The sequence below is a fragment of the Tsukamurella sp. USMM236 genome (assembly GCF_037148755.1).
Lineage (GTDB): Bacteria > Actinomycetota > Actinomycetes > Mycobacteriales > Mycobacteriaceae > Tsukamurella.
Genome location: NZ_JBBCSS010000003.1, coordinates 161,970 through 184,224 on the forward strand (window position 1 = coordinate 161,970; position 22,255 = coordinate 184,224).

Sequence of the window (22,255 nt, forward strand, 5' to 3'; positions counted from 1 at the left end):
GCCCTTTCGTTTGTCCAGCTACCTTTTTCGTCGTGCGAGCCGACCGGGGCTCAGGACCCGACGATCTGCTCGGCGACGGCCTGCAGCGCCTCGAGGTTCGCCACCTCGAACGGGAGCGAGGGCACCCCGACCACCGGCACCGTCGGGCAGCGGCCGACGAAGGCGCCGAGCATCTGCACCTCCCGCGCCGCGATCTCCGCGCGCCAGGCGTGCACCCGCAGCAGACCCTCCGCGGTGCGGGCGGCACCGTCGGGCCCGAGGCGGCTCGCGGCCTCCCGGGCCTGCTCCGCGCCGATCGCCGCCAGCCCCGGATGGGTGCGGTTGACGATGAGCCCGGCCAGCGGCATCGACTCGCCGGCGAGTCGTTCCACGAAGTAGGTGGCCTCGCGGAGCGTGTCCTCCTCGGGCGAGGCGACCACCACGAACCGGGTGCTGGGGCGGGCGAGGAGTGCGTAGGTCTGGTCGGCCCGCTCCTGGAAGCCGCCGATCAGGGAATCCATCTGCGAGACGAACGTCGAAGCGTCCGAGAGCATCTGGCTGCCCACGATGGTGGACACGAGCTTCAGTGCGATGCCCATGCCGCCGGAGACGAGCCGGCCGATGCCGCGGGTGGGCCCCGCGATCAGGCCCATCAGGCGCGAGTCCAGCATCGAGCCGAAGCGCTTCGGGGCGTCCAGGAAGTCGAGGGCGTTGCGCGACGGCGGGGTGTCGACCACCACGAGGTCCCAGCGGTCGTCGGCGGTGAGCTGGCCCAGCTTCTCCATCGCCATGTACTCCTGCGTGCCGGAGAACGACGAGGCCACCGTCTGGTAGAACGGGTTCGCCAGGATCTCCTGCGCCCGAACGGGATCGGCGTTGGAGGTGACCATCTCGTCGAAGGTCCGCTTCATGTCGAGCATCATCGCGTGCAGCGTCCCGTCGCCCGGGACGGTCACGGCCTGCGGCTCGTTCGTCAGGTCCGCGACGCCCAGCGCCTGCGCCAGCCGGCGCGCGGGGTCGATCGTCAGCACCACGACCCGTCGGCCGTGCTCCGCCGCCCACAGCGCCATCGCCGCGGCCGTCGTCGTCTTGCCCACGCCGCCGCTGCCGCAGCACACGACGACGCGCGTGCCCGGATCCAGGAGCTGCGGGCCGAGTTTCAGGTCGATCATCGGACTCCCGCCTCGACCAGCGCGCCCGACAGCTCGCGGACGCCGTTCAGGTCCACGCCGCCGGTGAGCAGCGGCAGTTCCAGCCGGCCGGGAGCGTCGATCGCGTCCAGGTCCTCGCGCGCCTCGTCCTGCCCGCGCACCGTCCGCGCGAACTGGATGGTCTCGGTGAGCAGCCCGGCCAGGTCGTCGTCGGAGAGCGGCAGCCCGGCACCGTCGAGCGCGGCCCGCACGGCCGGACCGTCCACGGTCCCGTCGGCGGCGGCGTCGAGCTCCGCGTCGGAGAGCAGCTGCGGCAGCGAGCGGTTCACGATCACGGCACCGACCTTGAGGTCCAGCGCGTGCAGCTCCTTCACGGCCTCCGCGGTCTCCTGGAGGGGAAGGGATTCGAGCAGCGTCACCAGGTGCACGACGGTGTCGGGGGAGTGCAGCAGGCGCACCACGCGGTCGGCCTGGCCCGCGATCGGCCCGGCCTTCGCGATCTCCTTCATCGCCCGCGTGACGTCGAGGAACTTCCCGATCCGGCCCGTGGGCGGGGCGTCCACCACGATCGCGTCGTAGGTGTAGCGCCCGTCGCGCGCGCGGCGCTGCGTGCACTCCATGATCTTGCCGGTGATGAGGATGTCCTTGAGGCCCGGCGCCAGCGTCGTCGCGAACTCGATGGCGCCGATCGACTTGAGCGCCCGCGCCGCCAGGCCCATGCCGTAATTGGTCTTGAGGTAGTCGAGGAACGTGGCCTCGACGTCCATCGCCAGCGCGTGGATCTCCCCGCCGCCGTCGGCCGTCGCGATCTTCGTCTCGGTCGGGGGCAGCTCGTCCACCTCGAAGGTCGGGGCGATGCCGCCGCGGCCCTCCACCTCGATGAGGAGGACCTTCTTGCCGCCGGAGGCGAGGGCCAGGGCGAGTGCCGCGGCCACCGTCGACTTGCCGGTGCCGCCCTTGCCCGACACGAAGTGCAGCCGGGACTCCCGCAGCCCTTCCGGCCAGGTCGTCCCCGCGTCCTGCGCGACCCCGCCGGGGTCCGCCTCACTCACCACCACGTTCGGAGCATATCCATACCTCCGTACACGGCCGGGCCGTTAACGTGAACCTTCCCCGGCAATGCGACCGAGAACACGTTCTGCGCGGGCGTAGGGATCGCGCCTGTCGCGCCGCGCCCGCGGTGGATAGGGTGATGCCATGAGCGAGAAGACCACCTGGGAGTACTCCACCATCCCGCTGCTGACCCACGCCACCAAGCAGATCCTCGACACCTGGGGTGCCGACGGCTGGGAGCTCGTCACCGTGCTCCCCGGCCCGACCGGTGAGCAGCACGTGGCGTACATGAAGCGGGCCACGTCGTGACCGCCTCCGCGCGCCTCGCCGAGCTGGGCATCGTCCTGCCCGACGTGGTGCCCCCGCTGGCCGCGTACGTCCCCGCGACGCAGGTCGGCGACTTCGTCTACACCTCCGGACAGCTGCCGATGCGCGACGGCGAGCTCGTGGCGCAGGGCAAGGTCAGCGAGAACCGCGAGGGCATCGTCCACCTCGAGGACGCGCAGTTCGCTGCCCGGCAGTGCGCGCTGAACGCGCTCGCGGCGATCCACTCCCTCGTCGGCATCGACTCGGTCAAGCGGATCGTCAAGGTCACCGGCTACGTCGCCTCGGCGCCCGGCTTCTCCAACCAGGCGCAGGTGCTCAACGGCGCGTCGCTGCTGCTCGGCGAGATCTTCGGTGACGCGGGCGTGCACGTCCGGTCGGCCGTCGGGGTCGCGGAGCTGCCGCTGGGTGCGCCCGTCGAGGTCGAGCTCACGGTCCAGGTATGACCGAGCACCCGGCGCCGGGGAAGCTGCGGCAGGTCACGCCCTACGCGGCGGTGCTGCTCTGCGACAACCCGTCGGTGATGACGCTCGAGGGCACCAACACCTGGATCCTGCGCGCCCCGGGGCGCGAGGAGGCCGTCGTCGTCGACCCCGGGCCCAAGGGCGACAAGAAGCACCTCAAGCGGGTCGCCAAGGCGGCGGGCACGGTCGCGCTCACCCTGGTGACCCACCGCCACGCCGACCACACCGGCGGCCTCAAGCGCTGGGAGGAGCTCACCCGCAGCCCCATCCGCGCCTTCTCCCCGACGTACTGCATCAACACCGCGACGCCGCTCACCGGCGGCGAGGTGATCGAGGTCGCGGGTCTGCGGATCACGGTGCTGCACACGCCCGGGCACACCGCGGACTCGCTGAGCTTCCTGGTCGACGGTGCCGAGGGCGAGCCCGGCGCACTGGTCTCGGGCGACACCCTCCTCGGCCGCGGCACCACGGTGCTCGACGCGAGCGACGGGACCCTCGCCGACTACCTCGGCTCACTGGAGTCGTTGTCGACGGTGGCCGCCGGCCGCGTCCTGCTGCCCGGTCACGGCCCCGACCTGCCCGACGCGGCGCCCGTCGTCGCGGCGTACGCCGCGCACCGTCAGGACCGGCTGCAGCAGGTCCGCGACGCACTCGTCGAGCTCGGCGTCAGCGCCGCCGACGCCAAGCCCATGAAGGTCGTCAAGCACGTCTACCGCGACGTCGACAAGAGGGCGTGGCCCGCGGCGAAGATGTCCGTGAAGGTGCAGCTGCAGTACCTCGCCGAGCACGGCTGACGAACGCTCATGGCGCAGCGCTGGATCGACGCTGCCTTCCTCCGGGGCGGCACCAGCAAGGGCCTGTTCTTCCGCGAGGGCGACGTTCCGCCCGCCGGCCCCGAGCGGGACGCGCTGTTCCTGCGTGCGCTCGGATCGCCCGACCCGTTCGGGCGCCAGCTCGACGGCATGGGCGGCGGGCTGTCGTCGCTGTCGAAGATCGTCGTCGTGCGCGCATCGGACCGGCCCGGCGTCGACCTGGAGTACACGTTCGGGCAGGCCGCCATCCGCGAGCCGGTGATGGACTACTCCGGCAACTGCGGGAACCTCTCCGCCGCCGTGGTCCCGTTCGCCTTGGGCGCGGGACTGATCGCACTCGACGACGGTGACCGCACCGTCGCCGTGCACAACACGAACACGGACAAGCCGATCCGCGTGCGGCTGGCCGTCGAGGACGGCGCCGCCGCGACCGAGGGGCCGCTCGCGATCCCCGGCGTCGCCGGGACCGGCGCGCCCATCGAGCTCGAGTACCTCGAACCGGGCGGCGCCCGGACCGGAGCCCTCTTGCCCGCCGGTGACGTGCGGACCGCGCTGCGCCATGAGGGCCGCGAGTACGCGGCCTCGCTCGTCGACGCCGCGACGCCGATGGTCCTCGTCGCGGCCCGCGAACTGGGCGTCACCGGCACGGAGAGTCCGGACGAGCTCGACGCCGACGCAGGTCTTCAGGCGCTGTTGGACGGGCTGCGTCGTGCCGGGGCCGTCGCGATAGGCCTGGCCGGCCGCCCCGAGGAGGCGCCGCTCGCGGTGCCCAAGATCGCCGTCGTCGCCGGGCCGCGGACGGCGCGCACGATCGACGGGGCGGAGTTGCCGGCGGACGCGGCGGACGTGGTGATGCGGGTGATCTCGATGGGGCAGACGCACCGGGCGATCCCCGGCGCCGCCGCACTGGCCGTCGCCGTCGCGGCCCGGCTGACGGGATCGGTGGTCGCGGAGGCGGCGCCGGACACCGAGGGCGGCGTACGCATCGCGACCCCGTCGGGCGTCGTCACCGCCCGCGCCGTCGTGACCCGGCGGCCCGGCGGGCCGCACGCCGTCAGCGCCTCGCTCCTGCGGACGGCCCGGCCGCTCATGCGCGGTCAGGTCGCCGTTCCCGCCGTGTGATCCCGCGACTACCGGTCCCACTGACGAAAAAGTCCGGGCATTCGTCTGGGCGATCGTGAGAACAAATGACCGGACACTCTCGGGTCCAGTGCCGCGCGGCTCTAGCGGGCGCGGCGCGCCAGACGCTCCGAATCGGTGATCACCACGGACTTGCCCTCGAGGCGCAGCCAGCCGCGGTGCGCGAAGTCGGCCAGGGCCTTGTTCACGGTCTCGCGGGAGGCGCCGACGAGCTGCGCGATCTCCTCCTGCGTGAGGTCGTGCGTCACCCGCAGTGCGCCGTTCTCGTGCGTGCCGAAGCGCTGCGCGAGCTGCAGCAGCTGCTTGGCGACGCGGCCGGGGACGTCGGTGAAGATGAGGTCGGCCAGGTTGTTGTTGGTGCGGCGCAGGCGGCGGGCCAGCACGCGCAGCAGCTGCTCGGCGATCTCGGGCCGGTCCCGGATCCACGCGCGCAGGGCCTCGCGGTCCATCGTCATCGCGCGGACCTCGGTGATGCAGGTCGCGCTCGACGTGCGGGGGCCGGGGTCGAAGATCGACATCTCACCGAACATGTCCGACGGGCCCATCACGGACAGCAGGTTCTCGCGGCCGTCCGGGGAGCGACGGCCGAGCTTCACCTTGCCGGACAGGATGATGTACAGCCGGTCGCCGGGCTCGCCCTCGTTGAAGATGACGTGGCCACGGGGGTAGTCGACCTCGTGCAGATCCTTGGTGAGCGCATCGACCGCGCCCGGCTCGACACCCTGAAAAATGCCGGCCCGCGCCAGGACCTCGTCCACGGGGTACCTCGTTCCTTGATCGACGACCGTCGCAGGCGGACATCGCCGCGACCTGAAGTGTGAGTTTATGCAGCGTTCCGTGCAGATGTGGGAAATCGCACAGACGACTACTGGAAAGGTTACCCGTTCACATGTCGAAGGGCACGACGGCGTTCCGCATTCGGGCCGCTCGGGCCCCGACCGTACTCCTCCGGATCAGCTGGCGCGGCGCTCCGCTCCACCGTCGAGGTCGAGGCTGTCCACGGCCTTGGGGAGGCCGATGCGCGCCAGCGTCTCGACGTCGGGCGCCTCGTCGTCGCCGGTCGCGGGTGGCGCGACGGGCTCGGCGGTCACCCGCGTCTCGATCCGCTCCATGGCCAGAGCGAAGAGCATGAGTACCACCGGGAACAGCAACCCGAGCAATCCTTGCATGCCGGACAGTAAACACAGCCAAGGTCTCGATACGGCAACGAACGAGCCACGGCACCGTCGTTAGAATCGGTTCCCATGCCCCCGGAGCCGGAAACCCACCTCGGACTGGTGCGCCGTGCCCGGCGGATGAATCGGACACTCGCCACCGCTTTCCCCCACGTGTACTGCGAACTCGACTTCACCGATCCGCTTGAGCTCTCGGTGGCCACGATCCTGTCCGCGCAGTGCACCGACGTGCGCGTGAATCAAGTCACACCGGCGTTGTTCGCGCGCTACCGGACGGCCGCCGACTACGCCGGGGCGAACCGGGCGGAGCTGGAGGAGTACATCCGCTCGACCGGCTTCTACCGCAACAAGGCCACGTCGATCATGGGACTCGGGCAGGCGCTCGTGGACCGCTTCGACGGCGAGGTGCCGCGCACCATGAAGGAGCTGGTGACGTTGCCCGGCTTCGGCCGCAAGACCGCCAACGTGATCCTCGGCAACGCCTTCGACGTCCCCGGCATCACCGTCGACACGCACTTCTCGCGGCTCGTGCACCGCTGGGAGTGGACGGAGGAGAGCGACCCGGTGAAGATCGAGCACGCCGTCGGCGAGCTGATCCCGCGCAAGGAGTGGACCCTGCTGAGCCACCGCGTGATCTTCCACGGCCGCCGCGTCTGCCACGCCCGCAAGCCCGCGTGCGGCGTCTGCGTGCTCGCCAAGGACTGCCCCTCGTTCGGGACCGGGCCGATCGACCCCGCCGAGGCCGCGGACCTCGTCAAGGGCCCCGAACGCGACCACCTGCTCGAGATCGCGCCGCCCCCGCCCCGTCGGCGCCGCGTCCAGCCGGGGGCCACCCGGTGACCGAGCCCGAGAAGCCCGACGCCGGGCGTGAGCCCGCGCCCCTGCTGCCCGGCGAGCGGAGCCGCATCCCCGCCGGCGTGCGGTGGATCATCGTCTGCGCGATCGTCGCCGTCGCCCTGGCCGTGGCCATCTGGCCCCGCGGGAACGACGGCGCCGCGGCCCCGACGACGCCGGCGTCGTCACCGTCGACCAGCACGAGCCCCGGCCAGCTGGCGGCCGCGCGCACCCGGGCCGCCCTGCCGCCCTGCCCGGCGGGCATCGGCGCGACCGCCCTCGCCGGCAGGGACCTCACCTGCCTCGGCGACGGCGCGCCCGTCGACCTGGCGGTCCCGGGGAACAAGCCCGTCCTGCTCAACATCTGGGCCTGGTGGTGCGGGCCGTGCCGCGTCGAGCTACCCGTGCTCGCGGACGTCGCGGCGCGCGCCGGTGACCGGCTGACGGTGCTCGGCGTGCACGCCGACCCCAACGCGGTCGCGGGGCTGGACCTGCTGGCCGAGCTCAAGGTCGCGCTGCCCACCGTGCAGGACCCGCAGGGCGTCGTCGCGACGGCCCTCGGCGCGCCGCGGGCCTACCCCGTGACCGTTCTGTTGCGTTCCGATGGCACTGTGGCCGGTGTGCACGCCCAACCCTTCACGTCCGTCGACGAGGTGGCCGCCCTGCTGCGGACCGAGCTCGGAGTCATCCTGTGAGCGCGCCGCGGTGGCTGGACCCGCTGCTCGGCAACCTGGGCGACGTGGCGAGCGAGATCGAGCAGCGCGGCGGCGCCGTCGCAGCCCTGCAGCGCGTGCGGAACCCGCGCCGCGCGTCCGTGCTCATCCTGTTCGACGGTGACCCGTCGGCGTCCGGGGCGACGCCGCCCGAGGACGCGACGGTGCTGCTCACCCAGCGCGCCTCCGCGATGCGGCAGCACGCGGGGCAGGTCGCCTTCCCCGGCGGCGCCCGCGATCCCGAGGACGCCGACGACGTGGCCGTCGCGCTGCGCGAGGCGTGGGAGGAGACCGGTCTCGACCCCGAATCGGTCGAGATCGTCGCCGAGCTGGACCCGATCGAGGTGCCAGTCTCGGGCTTCCGCGTGGTCCCGGTCATCGGCTACGCGGCGAGCCCGCCCGAGGTCCGCGCCGTCGACCCCGCCGAGACGGCGCTGGTCCGGCGCGTGCCGCTGGCCGAGCTCATCGACCCCGCGCACCGGTTCATGGTGCGCAAGTCCTTCTACCGCGGCCCGGCCTTCGCAGCCGGCCCGATGCTGGTGTGGGGCTTCACCGGCGGCCTGGTGAACGCGCTGATCGGCGCGGCGGGCTGGGAGCAGCCCTGGGACACCGACGACGTGCGGCCGCTCACCGACGAGGTGCGTGCCGCGGCCGCCCGCGCCCAGACCTGGCAGGAGAGCGCTCGATGACCGGTTCGACCTGGGTCGACGTGATCGTCGTCGTCCTCATGATCCTGGCCGCGATCTCCGGCTACCGGCAGGGCGCCGCCGCGTCCGTGCTCGCCTTCATCGGCGTGGTGCTCGGCGCCGCCGCCGGCGTCCTGCTCGCCCCGCACGTCCTCGGCTCGGTCGACGATGCCAAGGGCCGCCTCATCCTCGGCGTCGGCCTGTTGGCCGGCCTGGTGATCATCGGCGAGCTCTCCGGCATGGTGCTCGGGCGCGCGGTGCGCAGCTCGATCCGCAGCACGGGCCTGCGCACCGTCGACTCGGGCGTCGGCGCTGTGGTGCAGGTCGGCGCGCTGCTGGTGGCGGCCTGGCTGGTCGCGATCCCGCTCACCTCGGCCGCCGCGCCGCAGGTCTCGCGGTCGGTCAACGGCTCGGCTGTGCTCGGCGCCGTCAACGACTTCGCGAAGGTCGTCGGCGCCGACGGCCTGCCGCAGAAGTTCTCCGCGATCATCGACGACTCCGGGCTGCCGCAGGCGCTCGGCCCGTTCGTGAACACCCCGGTGGTCAGCGTGGAGACGCCCGACCGGGTCGACTTCACCGACCCGGCTGTGCAGCGCGTCCGCTCGTCCGTGGTCCGCATCGACGGCCAGGCGCCGTCGTGCAGCCGCGCGCTCGAGGGCTCGGGCTTCGTGGCGACGCCGGGCCGGGTGGTCACCAACGCGCACGTCGTCGCGGGCACCCGCAGCGTGCAGGTCACCGTCGACGGGACGAAGAAGTACAGCGCGCAGGTCGTCTACTTCGACGCGCAGACCGACGTCGCGGTGCTGAACGTGCCGGGGCTGCAGGCCAAGCCGCTGCGGATCGTCTTCAACGGCGCCAAGCCCGGCGATCCCGGCTTCGTGCTCGGCTACCCCGGCGGCGGCCCGCTGACGCTGTCGTCGTCGCGGGTGCGCAGCCAGCAGACCCTCGAGGGACGCAACATCTACCGCGACGCGCAGGTCCGCCGCGACGTCTACCTGCTCCGCGGGCAGGTCCGCCCCGGCAACTCGGGCGGCCCCGTCTTCGACCGCGAGGGCAACGTGGTCGGCGTGATCTTCGGCGTGGCCGTCGACGACGCCGACACCGCCTTCGCGCTCACCGCCAAGCAGGTCGAGCCCGCGCTGCAGGCGGGGACCACCGCCACCGCGGGCGTCTCGACGGGGGCCTGCGTCAACCGCTAGGCCGCGCCGGGCGCGGGCCGGCGGCACCGTCGGACGCGGGAGGTCAGGGGAGCAGCCGGGGCCCGGGCAGGCCCGCCAGGAAGTCCACGAGCTGCGGCCCGACGGTGCCGGGCGCCTCCTCGTGCGCGTAGTGCCCGGCGTTCTCGACGGCGCGGACGCGGTAGTCGGTCGCCCAGTCGTGGCTGGAGTAGACGGGCTGCGGCAGCACGTACGGGTCGACCTCGCCGCGGAAGGCGAGCACCGGGATGTGCAGCCGCTGGTTCATGCTGCTGAGGAACCGCGCCCCGTCGGGCCGGAACTGACTGCGCCAGGCCCAGCGAGCGTACTCGAGGGCGCTGTGCGCGGTGCCGGGGATCTGGATGGCGCTGCGGTAGCGGGGCAGGGCCTCGGCGTAGTCGGCGCTGCGCCGCCACGTCGCGCCGCTGCGGGCGGCGTACACGGCGCCGATCTCGGCACCGTCGTCGCGGACCATGCGGTCCTCTGCGACGCGGGGGAGCTGCGCGAAGGTGATGGGGCCGAGCATCGCCGAGCGCTGCTCCTTGTTCCGGAGAGCGGACCGCTTGAGCGCGATGGGATGCGGGGACGAGATGACCGCGATCGCGGAGACCACCCGCGGGTGCAGGGTGGCGGTGGCCCAGCAGCCGAGGCCGCCCTCGCCGTGCCCGACGAGCGCCGCCGACGTGTGGCCGAGCGCGCGGACGAGCCCCGCGACGTCGCCGGACAGGGTCCAGCCGTCGTAGCCGCGCGGCGGCTTATCGCTGTCGCCGTAGCCGCGCAGGTCGAAGGCGACGGCCCGGTAGCCGGCCTCGTGCAGCTGCGGCAGCACGTGCCGCCAGCTCCACCAGAAGCCGCCGAAACCGTGCAGCAGCACCACGAGTGGCCGGTCCGGGGCGGGATCGGCGCCCTCGGGCCGGTACTCGACGGCGTGCAGCCGGATGCCGTTGGCGCGCACGTCGAGGTGCTCCCACGGGCCGGGGAACCGGACGCTCGACGGATCGGGACTGGTCACCGGTGGTGCCTCAGGGTCGTGCCGTCAGCGTCGCGCGACGGTCGACGGTGCGCCCGCCGCATCGCGCTCGCCGGCCGAGAGCAGCGACTGCGACTCCTTGAGGGAGGCGATCGTCTTCTGCGGGCCCTTGATGCGCTTGACCTTGAGGTAGCCGAGGAACGCCGCGACACCGGCCACGACCAGCATGAGGATGAAGACGATGAGCGAGGCCGCCCACATCGGCAGCCACACGTTGAGCAGCCAGGTGAGGAAGAAGAAGAAGAAGAACGACGAGTACAGGGCCACGACGCCCGCGACGGCGAAGAAGGCCGAGCCGGTGGCCGCCTTCTTGACGTCCCGCATGGTCTCGGCCTTGGCGAGCTCGACCTCGGCGCGAACCAGCGAGGAGACCTGCGTCGAGGCGTCCCGGACGAGGCTGCCGATCGTCGGATCGCCGGAGGCGGTCACGTTGGGATCGGTGAGCGGGATCGCCGAAAGCGTCCGCGGGGTCCCGCCGGTGGGTGTGCTGTCCAAGCTCACTTGGTCCTCCTCTAGTTATCAGTCATCGTGCCAGAGGTCACCCCGGCGTGTCCGCGCGACCACGACGTGTCGACCTCCGCGCCGCGCGCCCGGCCCGTCACCGGGCCTCGTGCACCCTCCCGCGCCGCATGAGCAACAGCGCCCCGATCACCGACGCCGCGACCGACGTGAGCAGCACCGCCGCCTTGGCGAGATCGGCCTCGCCCTCGGGCAGCGCGAGCTCCGCGACGAGCAGGCTGACCGTGAAGCCGATCGCGCCGAGCACGCTGAGCGCCAGGATGTCCCGGTTGTCGAGGCCCTCGGGTCGTTCCGCCAGCCGCAGCTTCACCGCGATCACGCTGGCGCCCGAGATGCCGATGATCTTGCCGAAGAACAGGCCGATCATGATGCCCAGGGCGAGCTCGTCGGTGAACAGCTCGCGGAAGACCTCGCCGTTCACGGCGACGCCGGAGGCGAAGAAGGCGAAGACCGGCACGCAGAACAGGGCCGAGACCGGCTGGATCCGGTGCTCGAGTCGTTCCGCGGGCGATTCGCGCTCGCCCCGGTCCGGCTTCACGCGGGTCAGCAGGCCCAGCGCCACGCCCGCGATCGTGGCGTGCACGCCCGACTGGAGCATCGCCACCCACACGACGATCGCGATGGGCACGTAATAGAGGGGCGTGGTGATCCGACGGCGCTGCCCGAACCAGTAGAGCGCGCAGCCGACGGCGGCGACGGCCAGCCACCCGACCTTGAGGTCGCCCGCGAAGAGCACGGCGATCACCGCGATGGCGATGAGGTCGTCGACCACCGCCAGCCCGAGCAGGAAGACCCGCGCCCCCGACGGCAGGCGGGAGCCGATGAGCGAGAGGATGCCGAGCGCGAAGGCGATGTCGGTGGCGATGGGGACGGCCCAGGCGCTGCCGATGTACGGGTTGTCGCGGGCGATGCCGAACGCGATGATCGCGGGCACCACCACGCCGCCGACCGCGCACAACACGGGCAGCGCGGCGCCGCGCACCGTCGACAGTTCGCCGACGACGAGCTCGCGTTTGAGCTCCAGGCCGGCGACGAAGAAGAAGATCGCGAGGAGCCCGTCCTTGGCCCAGTCGGCGAGCGTCAGCCGGAGGTGGAGGGTCTGCCCGAAGATCGTCCAGTCGTCGCTGCCGATCTTGATCTCGGCGAGGTGGGCGTAGCTCTCCGACCAGGAGGAGTTGGCCCACAGGAGCGCGATCGCCGCCGCGACGAGAAGGGCTGTGCCGCCGACGGTCTCGGTGCGGAGGAAGCGGATCAACGCCCGTGAGGCCCGGAACCGGGGCGGTGCGTCGTTCATCTGTCGACCGTACCGCAGGTGTCCACGGTGACCCGGGTCACCGCATCCTGCCGGTGCCGCTCCGCGTAATCTCCTGCCAATGAATCGCAGGCGAATCGTCGTCGCCTCCATGGTGGGCACCACCATCGAGTTCTTCGACTTCTACATCTACGCGACCGCAGCAGTGCTGGTCTTCCCCACCCTGTTCTTCCCCAAGGGGGACGACACCGCGGCGCTGCTCGCCTCGTTCGCGACCTTCGGCCTCGCCTTCGCGGCCCGGCCCCTCGGCTCGATCCTGTTCGGCCACTTCGGCGACCGGGTGGGCCGCAAGGCGACCCTGGTGGGCTCGCTGCTCACCATGGGCGTCGCGACCTTCCTCATCGGCGTGCTCCCCACCTTCGACCAGGTCGGCTACTGGGCCCCGGCGCTGCTCGCGCTGATGCGGTTCGCGCAGGGCCTGGGCCTGGGCGGCGAGTGGTCGGGCGCGGCGCTGCTGGCGACGGAGACGGCCGCTCCCGGTAAGCGCGCCTGGGCGGCGATGTGGCCGCAGCTGGGCGCCCCCTTCGGCTTCTTCCTGGCCAACGGCACCTTCCTCGTGATCATGCAGCTGATGGACTTCGACTCGAAGACCTCCACCTCGAACCACGCGTTCATGACCTGGGGCTGGCGCATCCCGTTCCTCGCCTCGGCCGTCATGGTGATCGTGGGCCTGTACGTCCGTCTCAAGCTGACCGAGACGCCGGTCTTCGCGAAGGCCGTCAAGGACGGAAAGAAGGTCAAGGCGCCGCTGGGCGAGGTGCTCCGCACCGCGTGGCGGCCGCTCATCATCGGCACTTTCGTCATGGTCGCCACCTACACGCTGTTCTACCTGGTGACCACGTGGATCGTCTCGTACGGCACGGGCAAGGTGGTCGACAAGTCGGGCATCAAGCTCGGCATCTCGTACATCGACTTCCTCGAGATGCAGCTCATCGCGGTGCTCTTCTTCGCGGTCTTCGTCGCCGTGTCCGGCCACTTCGCCGACCGGATCGGCCGCCGCAAGCTGCTCATCGGCGTGACGATCGCGATCATCGTCTACGGCCTCTCGTTCAAGTGGATCCTCGACCCGGCCACCACCACGCAGGGCACGATGCTCGCCGTCCTCATCGCGGGCCTCACGCTCATGGGTCTCACCTTCGGCCCGATGAGCGCCGTGCTGCCGGAGCTGTTCGCCACCAACGTCCGCTACACGGGCAGCGGCATCTCGTACAACTTCGCGTCGATCCTCGGCGCCGCCATCGCGCCGTTCATCGCCACCTGGCTGGTCAGCTCGTACGGCGTCGGCTGGGTGGGCGTTTACCTCGCGCTCGCCGGCGGCGCCACCCTCATCGCGCTCCTCGTGATGCACGAGACGCGCGACGTGGAACTCGACAAGGTGTAGGTCGTGCGGATCCTCGTCGTGGGTGCGGGCGCGACGGGCGGGGCCTTCGGCTCCCGCCTGATCGAGGCGGGCCGGGACGTGACCTTCCTGGTCCGCCCGGCCCGGGCCGCGGTCCTGCGCCGCGACGGGCTCCGGTTCACCGATCCGGCCGGGACCGGCACGCACCAGGTCGCCGCGCTCACGGCCGATGAGCTCGCGGCCGCGCCGCAGGTCTTCGACCTGGTGATCCTCACGGTCAAGGCCCCGGCGCTCGACGCCGCGATCGCCGATCTGCGCCCCGCCGTGGGGGAGGGCACCGTCGTCCTGCCGATCCTCAACGGCATGGCGCATATGGACCGGCTCGAGGCCGCGTTCGGGCCGCGCGTGCTGGGCGCGCTCGCGATGATCGTCGCCACGCTGGACGACGGGGCGGTGGTCCAGATGACCGACTGGTCGGCCCTCACCATCGGCGACGGTGCGCCCGACGTCGCGCGGGCGCTCGACGTGCCCGGCATCCGGCTCACCGTGAGCGACGACGTCGCCGGGGCGCTGTGGGCGAAGTGGGCGTTCATCGCGGCCACCGGCATCCTCTGCTGCCTGTTCCGCAGCCCCGTCGGGCCGGTCATCGCCGCGGGCGGGGAGCCGCACGTGCGGGCGATCATCGCGGAGACCGAGGCGGTCGCGGCCGCCGCCAGCCATCCGGTGCCCGCGGAATCCCACGAGCGGACCGCCAGGACCCTGCTGGACCCGGATTCGGCGATGACCTCGTCGCTCTACCGGGACCTGGTGGCGGGCCTGCCGAACGAGGCCGAGCACATCCTCGGCGACCTCGCGGCGCGCGCCCGCGAGCTGGGCGTCGCGACGCCGTTGCTCGACCTCACGCTGGTGCAGGTCCGGGCGGACGCGCTGCAGCGAGGCTGATCCCCGCCGCCTCGGCGGCCCGACGGTACGCCGCCGCGAGCGTCGGCACGGTCTCGTGGGCGTTGAGCCCGCTCGGATTGGGCAGCACCCACACCTGCGTCTCGCCGATGGTGCGCTCCTGCGGGCCGGGAACGGCCTTCGGTTCGTGGAAAGCGGTGCGGTAGGCGGTGATTCCGAGGACCGCGAGGATGCGTGGCGCCACCTGCAGCACCCGCTCGACCAGCGCCTCACCGCCTTCCCGGAGCTCCTCCGCGGTGAGCTCGCTGGCCTTCGCCGTCGCCCTCGGCGCGACGTTGGTGATGCCGATCCCCGCGTCCACCAGCGCGTTCCGGTCGGCGAAGCTCATCCCGTCGGCGGCGTCGATGACGTGGTCGACGATGCCCGCCTCGTACAGCGCCGGATAGAAGCGATTGCCGGGCCGGGCGAAGTGCGCGCCCGTCGCTGCGGTCCACAGCCCGGGGTTGATGCCGGAGAACAGCAGCCGGCAGCCGGGACCGAGGAGGTCGGGCACCGTCGTATCCGAGTAGGCGAGCAGCTGCTCGCGGGTGAAACCCATGGATACTGCCTACCGGTTCACGCCCCCGTGGTCCACCTCCCGTGGTCCACTGGCGCTATGACGGTCGACGAACTCCTGGCCCGGCGCGAGATCGAGGACGTGGTGCTGCGGTACTGCCGCGGCATCGATCGCCTCGACCCGGAGGCGGTGCGCGCCTGCTACCACCCGGGCGCCGTCGATCACCACACCGGCTTCGACGGCCCCGTCGAGGAGTACGTGCCCTGGGTGCGCGGGCAGCTGGAGTCGCTCGGCGGCACGCACCACCAGATCGGCAACCACCTGTCCGAGATCGCGGGCGAGGTCGCGGTGGTCGAGACCTACTGCACCGCAACGCACTGGTCCGCGCCGGACGCCGAGCTGCAGGCCTACCTGACCCTGGGCCTGCGGTACGTCGACCGGTTCGAGCGGCGGGACGGGCGGTGGGCGATCGCCGAGCGGTGGGCGGTCACCGACTGGACGCGGTGGGAGAAGGACCTCACGGGGCCGCTCGGGGTCCCCGAGGCCGGTCCGCCGCCCGCGCGCGGCGGCGGCGATCCGCTGGACGTGCTGCGGGCTCAGGTGTTCGGGCGCGAGCGCTCGTAGAGCCGCCGCACCACGTCCTCGATGTCGGGCTCGTCGACGGTGAGGTCGCGCACCGTCGCCCGCTCGGCGACGGCCGCGAGCACCTGGGGCAGCGGCGCGCTCAGCTCAAGCCGCTGGCGCAGGCCCCCGCCCTCACTGGCGAGGTGTCGCGCACCGTCGACCTCGAGATCCGGTGTGGGCCGGTCCAGGTCGAGCACCAGCACGCGCGGCGCTCCGACGGTGCCGACGAGGCCGTCGAGCGTGCCGTCGAACGCGGTGCGCCCGTGGTCGACGACGAGGATCCGCTCGCACAGCCGCTCCACGTCGCCCATGTCGTGCGTGGTGAGCAGCAGGGTGAGGCCGCGCTCGGCGCGCTCGGCGATGAGGAACTCGCGCAGCCGCTGCTTGCTGAGCACGTCGAGGCCGATGGTGGGCTCGTCGAGGATCAGCAGCTCCGGCGAATGCATCAGCGACGCGGCGACTTCCGCCCGCATCCGCTCGCCCAGGCTGAGCTGGCGCACCGGCCGGTCGAGGTAGGCGCCCAGCTCCAGCTGCTCGATCAGCCGGTCCGAACGCTCCTTCGCCACTGTGTCGGGGAGGCGGTGCACGGCGGCCAGGATCTCCAGCGACCTGCCGGTGGGCAGGTCCCACCACAGCTGCGAGCGCTGCCCGAAGACGACGCCCACCCGCCGGGCCACGTCGCGCCGCCGGGCCAGGGGATCGAGCCCGACGGTGCGCACCGTCCCCGACGTGGGCACCAGGATGCCCATGAGCATCTTGATCGTGGTCGACTTGCCGGCGCCGTTCGCGCCGATGTAGCCGACGGATTCGCCCGGCGCGATCCGCAGGTCGAGGTGGTCGACGGCGGTCGTGACCGTCCTGGTACGGCCGTTCCAGCCCCGCTTGACGAAGGTGCGCGTCAGGCCGGTCGTCTCGATGATGTGCTCGGTCATCCGCCCGCTCCCCGGTAGTGCCGCAGTCCCCAGCGCCACGTCGCGCCCGCCAGGAGCACGACCCACGCGGTGGCCAACGGTAGCGCCCACGCGAGTTCCGGCCGGAAGATCCCGTCGCCGGGCAGGCCCAGGATGTACAGGGCCGGAAGGTAGCCGGTGAAGGCGAGCGGCAGGACGAAGCCGAAGGTCACCTTGATCGCGCCCGGCCACACCGACGCCGGCTGCGAGGCCGCGTAGCGGCCGCCGTAGACGAAGGAGCTGGTGAACTCCGCGCCGTTGACGAGCACGAACTGGAGCCCGGCGGCGATCACGAAGACCGCCGAATAGATGATCGGGCCGCAGACCAGCGCGATGATGAGCATGCCGACGGTGCCCGGGCCCCAGGCGATCGCGTTGTGCGTGAGCGCGTAGCCGAGCGCGAACAGGCTGACCGCCGGCCGGGTGAGCCGGTGGATGCGGATGTCGCTGGTCATCAGCTGCAGCAGGATCGGTTGCGGGCGCAGGTAGAAGACGTCGATGGTCCCGGCCCGCACGTATCGGGGCAGCTTGTCGAGGTGCCCGAAGAGGATGTCGGCGGCGCAGAAGGAGAGGTCGGCGAGCGCGAAGACCAGGAGCACGGCGGAGAAGGTGAGGCCGCCGATGACCTTCGCGTTGTGGAACAGCAGCCATACCTCCGCGAGCTCGACGAGGCCGAGCAGCAGCGCGGCGAACAGGTCCATCGCGAGCGAGGCGCGGTAGCTCACCTGCGCCTGCACGCGCGAGGTCAGCACCGCGCGGTACGGCGCGAGCGGGCCGGGACGGGCCTCGGCGGCGGTGTCAGCCACCCTGCACCTCCAACCGGCGGCGGCCCGCCGCCGTGAGCAGCGCGCCGACCGCGAGCACGGCCACCGTCCATCCCGCCTGGATCCCCACGGCGGCCAGGCCCGTCGCGGCGTCGATGCGGCCGGAGAGGATGTCGCACGGCGGCATGAGGATCCACCCGAAGGGCGTGAACTCCGCGATCTTGGCCAGCCAGCCGGGGAACAGGCCCACCGGCACGAACATGCCCATGAGGAACGTGCCCGCGACGACGTAGAACATCTGGATGCCGCGCGTGTCTACGACCCAGAAGCCGAGGATCTGCACGCAGTAGAGCAGCGCTTGCGCCAGGACGATCGACAGCAGGACGCTGACGGCGGCCAGCGGGTAGGCGGCGGGCTCGCTCGCCCACGCCATCATCGAGGTCGCGGCGCCGATCGCCGCGAGGGGCAGGGCCCGCGGGATCAGGGAGTAGACCGCGCCGCCGAGCACCGTCGCCAGCGTGGCGAACTGCACATCGAGCGGGCGGAGGAAGTCGACGGCGATGTCGCCCGAGCGGATCCGCTCGGCGAGGGATCCGTCGCCGCCGAAGGCGCCGATCGCCGTGAGCATGCCCTGCGACAGGAAGATGTAGCTGACCATCAGCTCCGGCGTGTACCCGCCGGCGACGCCGCCCGCGCCGGCGAGCGTCGCGAGCAGGATCGCCATCTTGACGAAGCCGAAGACGGCGTTGGTGAACACGCCGGCGGCCGCCGCGCCCAGATACGTGGACTGCTGGCGGAATCCGGCCACCGTCAGGCGGACGTAGGGCTGGAGGGCGGTGCGGACAGCGAGGAGGGCGGCACGCCCGGGGACTGCGGCCGCGGTTGGCGACGACACAGCTACCGGACGTTACCGCCCTCGTCGGTGGGCTGCTAGCCCTTTTGCTTGCGGATGTTCTCGAACACGCTGGGATCGACCAGCGTCGACGTGTCGCCCAGCTCGCGGCCCTCGGCCACGTCGCGGAGCAGGCGGCGCATGATCTTGCCGGAGCGGGTCTTCGGCAGCTCGGGCACGATGTTGATCTCGCGCGGCTTGGCGATCGGCGAGATGTCCTTGGAGACCTGGGCCGTCATCTCGGCGATCAGCTTGTCGGGATCCGAGTCGTCGACGCCCTGGCGCAGGATGACGAACGCGGCGATGGCCTGGCCCGTCGTCGCGTCGGAGGCACCCACGACGGCCGCCTCGGCCACGGCGGGGTGCCCGACGAGCGCCGACTCGACCTCGGCGGTCGAGATGCGGTGGCCCGAGATGTTCATGACGTCGTCGACGCGGCCCAGCACCCAGAGGGCGCCGTCCTCGTCGTACCGCGCACCGTCGCCCGCGAAGTACCAGCCCTGATCGGCGTAGCGCGACCAGTAGGTGTCCACGAAGCGCTCCGGATCGCCCCAGATGCCGCGCAGCATGGCCGGCCACGGCTCGTCGAGCACGAGCAGGCCGGATTCGCCGCGGGGCAGGGTGTTCCCGTCGTCGTCGACGATGTTGGCGCTGATGCCGGGAACGGGCTCCATCGCCGAGCCGGGCTTGAGCGTGGTGGTGCCGGGGAGCGGCGCGACCATCGCGGCGCCGGTCTCCGTCTGCCACCAGGTGTCGACGATCGGGGCCGTGCCGGCGCCGATGACGTCGCGGTACCAGCGCCACGCCTCGGGGTTGATCGGCTCGCCCACCGAGCCGAGCACGCGGATCGAGCTCAGGTCGTGCGCGTCGGGGATCTCGCGGCCCCACTTCATGAACGTGCGCACCAGCGTGGGCGCGATGTAGTAGATCGAGACGCCGTACTTCTCGATGACCTCGAAGTGGCGGTGCTCGTTCGGCGAGTTCGGCGTGCCCTCGTAGACGATCTGCGTGGCGCCGTTCGCCAGCGGCCCGTAGACGATGTAGGTGTGCCCGGTGACCCAGCCGATGTCGGCCGTGCACCAGTACACGTCCTTCTCCGGCTTGAGGTCGAAGAGGTAGAAGTGCGTGTACGCCGCCTGCGTGAGGTAGCCGCCCGAGCTGTGCACGATGCCCTTCGGCTTGCCCGTGGTGCCCGACGTGTACAGCAGGAACAGGGGGTGCTCGGCGTCGAAGGCCTCGGGGGTGTGGTCCGACGATGCCGCGCCCACCGACTCGTGCCACCACACATCGCGGTCGTGCCAGTCGATGTCGTTCTTGCAGCGCTGGACGACGATCACCTTCTCGACGGACGTGGCAGTCGCGCCGTCGATGTCCATGTCGAGCGCCTCGTCGACGTTAGCCTTGAGCGGCGCGGGCTTGCCGCGGCGGAACTGGCCGTCGGTGGTGATGACGACCTTCGCCTCGGCGTCGTCGACGCGCGAGCGCAGGGCCGCGGCGGAGAAGCCGCCGAAGACCACGGAGTGCGTCAGGCCCAGGCGCGCGCACGCGAGCATGGCGACGATGGCCTCGGGCACCATCGGCATGTAGATCGCGACCCGGTCGCCCGCCTGCAGGCCGATCGAGCTCAGGTAGTTGGCCGCGCGGCTGACCTCGTCCTTGAGATCGTTGTAGGTGAGGTCGCGGCTGTCGCCGGGCTCGCCGATCCAGTGGATCGCGACGCGATCGCCGTTGCCCGCCTCGACGTGGCGGTCGACGCAGTTGTACGCGACGTTGAGCTTGCCGCCCACGAACCACTTGGCGAAGGGGGCGCCGCTCCAGTCCAGGACCTCGCCGAACGGGGTGTCCCAGTGCAGCCGGTTCGCCTGCTCCGCCCAGAAGCCCAGACGGTCCGCTTCGGCACGGTCGTACAGGTCACGGCCCTGCGTGTTGGCCTGAGCTGCGAATTCAGCGGAGGGCGGGTAAGCGGCTGTCGCGGAATCAGTCATGGGTTGATCGTAGGGATCTCGCCGCGGCCCGAACAGAGCTTTCCCGAATCTGGGGCACGCCGAAGCGGGGTTGCACGGGGTTGCCCTTCACTTATACCCCGAGACGGGGATGTTCGGGCCGGACTCGCCGCGAGCGGGCCCGGCGGCGTGCATTGCCGGGACAGAGTAGTGAGGGGCGCTTAAAGTGCTGAGCACTGAACTGACCAACTCCGGCGGAGGTAGTTGTGAGAATACGAAGTAAGCGGTGGTCGACGACGCGGGCGATCCTCGCCGTCGCCGTCGCCGCGAGCCTGGCGGTGTCCGGGTGCAGCATGGACGGCGCGCGGTCGCAGAACACCGTCGGGCCCGATGCGATCGTGCGCGTGAACGGCGGCGAGCCCCAGAGCGGTCTGGTTCCATCGGACACCAACGAGAACATGGGAGGTCGCGTCGTCGACTCCCTGTTCACCGGGCTGTACAGCTACCAAGCGGACGGGACGCCCGAGCTGGCGAACGCGGAAGCGGTCGAGACCACGGATAACAAACACTTCGTGGTCAAGCTGAAGCGTGACTGGACGTTCACCGACGGTACGCCCGTGAAGGCGCAGAACTATGTGCGCGCGTGGAACTTCGGCGCGGCGATCGGCAACCTGCAGAAGCAGCAGAGCTTCTACGCCCCGATCGCCGGCTTCGAGGAAGTGGCCTCGAAGGGGTCCACCAAGACCGAGATGAGCGGGCTGAAGGTGGTCGACGATTTCACTTTCACCATCGATCTCACGGCTCCGAACATCGACTTCAAGCTGGCGCTCGGCTTCACTCCGTTCGTGCCGCTGCCCGACGTCTTCTTCACCGAGGGGAAGGAGAAGTTCGGCCAGAACCCGGTGGGCAACGGACCGTACAAGCTCAAGCAGTGGCGGCACAACGTGCAGCTCGACGTGGTCCGATACGAGGGCTTCAAGGGGCCGAAGCCGAAGAACGGCGGGCTCACGTTCGTGATGTACGAGTCGTACGATCCGGCGTACACCGATCTGACGTCGGGCAACCTCGACGCGCTCGACACCATCCCGAACAGTGCGCTGCGCTCGTTCAAGAAGACGCTCGGTAAGAAGGCGATCACCAAGCCGACCGCGCAGACCCAGTCGTTCGTGATTCCCGAGTTCCTCGAGCACTTCGGTCCGGACGAAGAGGGGCGTTTGCGACGTCAGGCGATCTCGATGTCGATCGACCGCCAGCAGATCATCGACGTGGTCTTCCAGGGGTTCCGCAACCCGGCGCTCGAGTTCACCGCTCGCTCGATCCCCGGGTGGAGCGGTGATCTCCCGGGCAACGAGACCGTCAAGCACAACCCGGAACTGGCGAAGCAGCGTTGGGCGCAGGCGAACGCGATCAAGCCGTGGACCGGTGCGTTCACCATCGCTTACAACTCCGACGGTGACCACAAGCAGTGGATCGACGCGGTGACGAACCAGATCAAGAACACGCTGGGGATCGAGGCCGAGGGCAAGCCCTACGCCACCTTCAAGCAGATCCGCGACGAATTGACGAAGCGCACCCTGAAGTCAGCCGGCCGCAACGGCTGGCAGGGCGACTACCCGACGCAGCTGAACTTCCTCGAGTCGAACTACGTCACCGGTGGTGGCTCGAACGACGGCGACTACAGCAATCCGGCGTTCGACCGGAAGATCGCAGAGGGCCAGCAGGCCCTGGATCCGGCGCAGTCGACCAGGCTGATCAATGAGGCGCAGTCGATCCTTCTGGCAGATCTGCCGGTCGTCCCGCTCTGGGACTACAACGCCGCGGCCGGCGTCGGCGACGGCGTTCAGGGACAGCTCACCTGGAACGGCCGCTTCGACTTCACGAACATCACGAAGGAGTGAT

General features: G+C 71.2%; 24 protein-coding genes. 12 read left to right on the forward strand and 12 right to left on the reverse strand.

Annotation, left to right across the window (positions count from 1 at the left end; all coding sequences use genetic code 11):
* Positions 1 to 50 precede the first annotated feature (50 nt).
* The gene (locus WFK95_RS11840) at positions 51 to 1,151 is read right to left on the reverse strand and encodes an ArsA family ATPase (RefSeq protein WP_224650630.1); all 1,101 of its coding nucleotides are present in this window, start codon (positions 1,149 to 1,151) and stop codon (positions 51 to 53) included.
* The gene (locus WFK95_RS11845; protein WP_224650632.1) at positions 1,148 to 2,188 is read right to left on the reverse strand and encodes an ArsA family ATPase; all 1,041 of its coding nucleotides are present in this window, start codon (positions 2,186 to 2,188) and stop codon (positions 1,148 to 1,150) included. The genes WFK95_RS11840 and WFK95_RS11845 overlap by 4 nt, the downstream gene beginning before the upstream one ends.
* A 139-nt stretch (positions 2,189 to 2,327) precedes the next feature.
* On the opposite strand from WFK95_RS11845, the gene WFK95_RS11850 reads away from it, so the two are divergent.
* From WFK95_RS11850 to WFK95_RS11865, 4 genes are read left to right on the forward strand one after another with little or no spacing between them, the layout of a single operon-like run.
* Positions 2,328 to 2,492, forward strand: a complete 165-nt coding sequence (locus tag WFK95_RS11850; RefSeq protein ID WP_019201840.1) for a DUF4177 domain-containing protein — start codon at positions 2,328 to 2,330, stop codon at positions 2,490 to 2,492.
* Positions 2,489 to 2,953: a RidA family protein gene (locus tag WFK95_RS11855; RefSeq protein WP_224650635.1), complete on the forward strand. Its 465-nt coding sequence runs from the start codon at positions 2,489 to 2,491 to the stop codon at positions 2,951 to 2,953. Before WFK95_RS11850 ends, WFK95_RS11855 begins: the two co-directional genes overlap by 4 nt.
* Complete coding sequence (locus tag WFK95_RS11860) at positions 2,950 to 3,765, forward strand: MBL fold metallo-hydrolase (RefSeq protein WP_336670840.1); 816 nt, start codon at positions 2,950 to 2,952, stop codon at positions 3,763 to 3,765. The genes WFK95_RS11855 and WFK95_RS11860 overlap by 4 nt, the downstream gene beginning before the upstream one ends.
* Before the next feature lie 9 nt (positions 3,766 to 3,774).
* Complete coding sequence (locus WFK95_RS11865) at positions 3,775 to 4,905, forward strand: PrpF domain-containing protein (RefSeq protein WP_336670841.1); 1,131 nt, start codon at positions 3,775 to 3,777, stop codon at positions 4,903 to 4,905.
* 101 nt (positions 4,906 to 5,006) lie between these two features.
* Here the strand turns inward: WFK95_RS11865 and WFK95_RS11870 are convergent, their stop codons facing one another.
* The gene (locus WFK95_RS11870) at positions 5,007 to 5,681 is read right to left on the reverse strand and encodes a Crp/Fnr family transcriptional regulator (RefSeq protein ID WP_068523121.1); all 675 of its coding nucleotides are present in this window, start codon (positions 5,679 to 5,681) and stop codon (positions 5,007 to 5,009) included.
* Between the two features lie 195 nt (positions 5,682 to 5,876).
* Positions 5,877 to 6,092, reverse strand: coding sequence for a hypothetical protein (locus WFK95_RS11875; protein ID WP_068626517.1), 216 nt, complete (start codon positions 6,090 to 6,092; stop codon positions 5,877 to 5,879).
* A gap of 75 nt (positions 6,093 to 6,167) precedes the next feature.
* On the opposite strand from WFK95_RS11875, the gene nth reads away from it, so the two are divergent.
* From nth to WFK95_RS11895, 4 genes are read left to right on the forward strand one after another with little or no spacing between them, the layout of a single operon-like run.
* Positions 6,168 to 6,938, forward strand: coding sequence for an endonuclease III (nth, locus tag WFK95_RS11880; RefSeq protein ID WP_336670842.1), 771 nt, complete (start codon positions 6,168 to 6,170; stop codon positions 6,936 to 6,938).
* Complete coding sequence (locus WFK95_RS11885; RefSeq protein WP_336670843.1) at positions 6,935 to 7,627, forward strand: TlpA family protein disulfide reductase; 693 nt, start codon at positions 6,935 to 6,937, stop codon at positions 7,625 to 7,627. Before nth ends, WFK95_RS11885 begins: the two co-directional genes overlap by 4 nt.
* On the forward strand, positions 7,624 to 8,334 hold the full coding sequence (locus tag WFK95_RS11890) for an NUDIX hydrolase (protein WP_336670844.1): 711 nt from the start codon (positions 7,624 to 7,626) through the stop codon (positions 8,332 to 8,334). Before WFK95_RS11885 ends, WFK95_RS11890 begins: the two co-directional genes overlap by 4 nt.
* Positions 8,331 to 9,530: a MarP family serine protease gene (locus WFK95_RS11895; protein WP_224650647.1), complete on the forward strand. Its 1,200-nt coding sequence runs from the start codon at positions 8,331 to 8,333 to the stop codon at positions 9,528 to 9,530. Before WFK95_RS11890 ends, WFK95_RS11895 begins: the two co-directional genes overlap by 4 nt.
* Before the next feature lie 43 nt (positions 9,531 to 9,573).
* On the opposite strand, the gene WFK95_RS11900 is transcribed toward WFK95_RS11895, so the two are convergent.
* From WFK95_RS11900 to nhaA, 3 genes are all read right to left on the reverse strand, one after another.
* Entirely contained in the window at positions 9,574 to 10,539 is a 966-nt protein-coding gene (locus WFK95_RS11900; protein ID WP_336670845.1) for an alpha/beta fold hydrolase, read from the reverse strand.
* 24 nt (positions 10,540 to 10,563) lie between these two features.
* Positions 10,564 to 11,058: a phage holin family protein gene (locus tag WFK95_RS11905; protein ID WP_224650652.1), complete on the reverse strand. Its 495-nt coding sequence runs from the start codon at positions 11,056 to 11,058 to the stop codon at positions 10,564 to 10,566.
* Positions 11,059 to 11,155: 97 nt separating this feature from the next.
* Positions 11,156 to 12,370 carry a Na+/H+ antiporter NhaA gene (nhaA, locus tag WFK95_RS11910; RefSeq protein WP_336670846.1) on the reverse strand — a complete coding sequence of 405 codons (1,215 nt, stop codon included), beginning with the start codon at positions 12,368 to 12,370 and terminating at the stop codon, positions 11,156 to 11,158.
* Between the two features lie 79 nt (positions 12,371 to 12,449).
* Between nhaA and WFK95_RS11915 the strand changes: the two genes are divergently transcribed.
* Positions 12,450 to 13,769, forward strand: coding sequence for an MFS transporter (locus WFK95_RS11915; RefSeq protein ID WP_224650656.1), 1,320 nt, complete (start codon positions 12,450 to 12,452; stop codon positions 13,767 to 13,769).
* A gap of 3 nt (positions 13,770 to 13,772) precedes the next feature.
* The gene (locus tag WFK95_RS11920) at positions 13,773 to 14,669 is read left to right on the forward strand and encodes a 2-dehydropantoate 2-reductase (RefSeq protein WP_336670847.1); all 897 of its coding nucleotides are present in this window, start codon (positions 13,773 to 13,775) and stop codon (positions 14,667 to 14,669) included.
* Here the strand turns inward: WFK95_RS11920 and mug are convergent.
* Positions 14,626 to 15,225 carry a G/U mismatch-specific DNA glycosylase gene (mug, locus tag WFK95_RS11925; protein ID WP_336670848.1) on the reverse strand — a complete coding sequence of 200 codons (600 nt, stop codon included), beginning with the start codon at positions 15,223 to 15,225 and terminating at the stop codon, positions 14,626 to 14,628. The two genes, WFK95_RS11920 and mug, sit on opposite strands and share 44 nt — an antisense overlap.
* A 57-nt stretch (positions 15,226 to 15,282) precedes the next feature.
* Between mug and WFK95_RS11930 the strand changes: the two genes are divergently transcribed.
* Complete coding sequence (locus tag WFK95_RS11930; protein WP_336670849.1) at positions 15,283 to 15,807, forward strand: nuclear transport factor 2 family protein; 525 nt, start codon at positions 15,283 to 15,285, stop codon at positions 15,805 to 15,807.
* Here the strand turns inward: WFK95_RS11930 and WFK95_RS11935 are convergent.
* Genes WFK95_RS11935 through acs form a run of 4 tightly spaced genes read right to left on the reverse strand, consistent with a single transcriptional unit; the run spans position 15,780 to position 20,398 of the window.
* The gene (locus WFK95_RS11935; RefSeq protein WP_224650666.1) at positions 15,780 to 16,739 is read right to left on the reverse strand and encodes an ABC transporter ATP-binding protein; all 960 of its coding nucleotides are present in this window, start codon (positions 16,737 to 16,739) and stop codon (positions 15,780 to 15,782) included. The genes WFK95_RS11930 and WFK95_RS11935 overlap by 28 nt on opposite strands.
* Complete coding sequence (locus tag WFK95_RS11940) at positions 16,736 to 17,563, reverse strand: ABC transporter permease (RefSeq protein WP_224650668.1); 828 nt, start codon at positions 17,561 to 17,563, stop codon at positions 16,736 to 16,738. The genes WFK95_RS11935 and WFK95_RS11940 overlap by 4 nt, the downstream gene beginning before the upstream one ends.
* On the reverse strand, positions 17,556 to 18,416 hold the full coding sequence (locus tag WFK95_RS11945; protein ID WP_336670850.1) for an ABC transporter permease: 861 nt from the start codon (positions 18,414 to 18,416) through the stop codon (positions 17,556 to 17,558). Before WFK95_RS11945 ends, WFK95_RS11940 begins: the two co-directional genes overlap by 8 nt.
* A gap of 35 nt (positions 18,417 to 18,451) precedes the next feature.
* Positions 18,452 to 20,398 carry an acetate--CoA ligase gene (acs, locus tag WFK95_RS11950; RefSeq protein WP_336670851.1) on the reverse strand — a complete coding sequence of 649 codons (1,947 nt, stop codon included), beginning with the start codon at positions 20,396 to 20,398 and terminating at the stop codon, positions 18,452 to 18,454.
* Positions 20,399 to 20,628: 230 nt separating this feature from the next.
* Between acs and WFK95_RS11955 the strand changes: the two genes are divergently transcribed.
* The gene (locus WFK95_RS11955; protein WP_374201359.1) at positions 20,629 to 22,254 is read left to right on the forward strand and encodes a peptide ABC transporter substrate-binding protein; all 1,626 of its coding nucleotides are present in this window, start codon (positions 20,629 to 20,631) and stop codon (positions 22,252 to 22,254) included.
* Position 22,255: the final 1 nt, after the last annotated feature.

Excerpts from the sequence above, each read along its gene's own strand:
- WFK95_RS11840 (WP_224650630.1), bottom strand. The coding sequence starts at position 1,151 with ATGATCGACCTGAAACTCGGCCCGCAGCTCCTGGATCCGGGCACGCGC.
- WFK95_RS11850 (WP_019201840.1), top strand. The coding sequence starts at position 2,328 with ATGAGCGAGAAGACCACCTGGGAGTACTCCACCATCCCGCTGCTGACC.
- WFK95_RS11860 (WP_336670840.1), top strand. The coding sequence starts at position 2,950 with ATGACCGAGCACCCGGCGCCGGGGAAGCTGCGGCAGGTCACGCCCTAC.
- WFK95_RS11865 (WP_336670841.1), top strand. The coding sequence starts at position 3,775 with ATGGCGCAGCGCTGGATCGACGCTGCCTTCCTCCGGGGCGGCACCAGC.
- WFK95_RS11875 (WP_068626517.1), bottom strand. The coding sequence starts at position 6,092 with ATGCAAGGATTGCTCGGGTTGCTGTTCCCGGTGGTACTCATGCTCTTC.
- nth (WP_336670842.1), top strand. The coding sequence starts at position 6,168 with ATGCCCCCGGAGCCGGAAACCCACCTCGGACTGGTGCGCCGTGCCCGG.
- WFK95_RS11895 (WP_224650647.1), top strand. The coding sequence starts at position 8,331 with ATGACCGGTTCGACCTGGGTCGACGTGATCGTCGTCGTCCTCATGATC.
- nhaA (WP_336670846.1), bottom strand. The coding sequence starts at position 12,370 with ATGAACGACGCACCGCCCCGGTTCCGGGCCTCACGGGCGTTGATCCGC.
- WFK95_RS11915 (WP_224650656.1), top strand. The coding sequence starts at position 12,450 with ATGAATCGCAGGCGAATCGTCGTCGCCTCCATGGTGGGCACCACCATC.
- mug (WP_336670848.1), bottom strand. The coding sequence starts at position 15,225 with ATGGGTTTCACCCGCGAGCAGCTGCTCGCCTACTCGGATACGACGGTG.
- WFK95_RS11930 (WP_336670849.1), top strand. The coding sequence starts at position 15,283 with ATGACGGTCGACGAACTCCTGGCCCGGCGCGAGATCGAGGACGTGGTG.
- WFK95_RS11935 (WP_224650666.1), bottom strand. The coding sequence starts at position 16,739 with ATGACCGAGCACATCATCGAGACGACCGGCCTGACGCGCACCTTCGTC.
- acs (WP_336670851.1), bottom strand. The coding sequence starts at position 20,398 with ATGACTGATTCCGCGACAGCCGCTTACCCGCCCTCCGCTGAATTCGCA.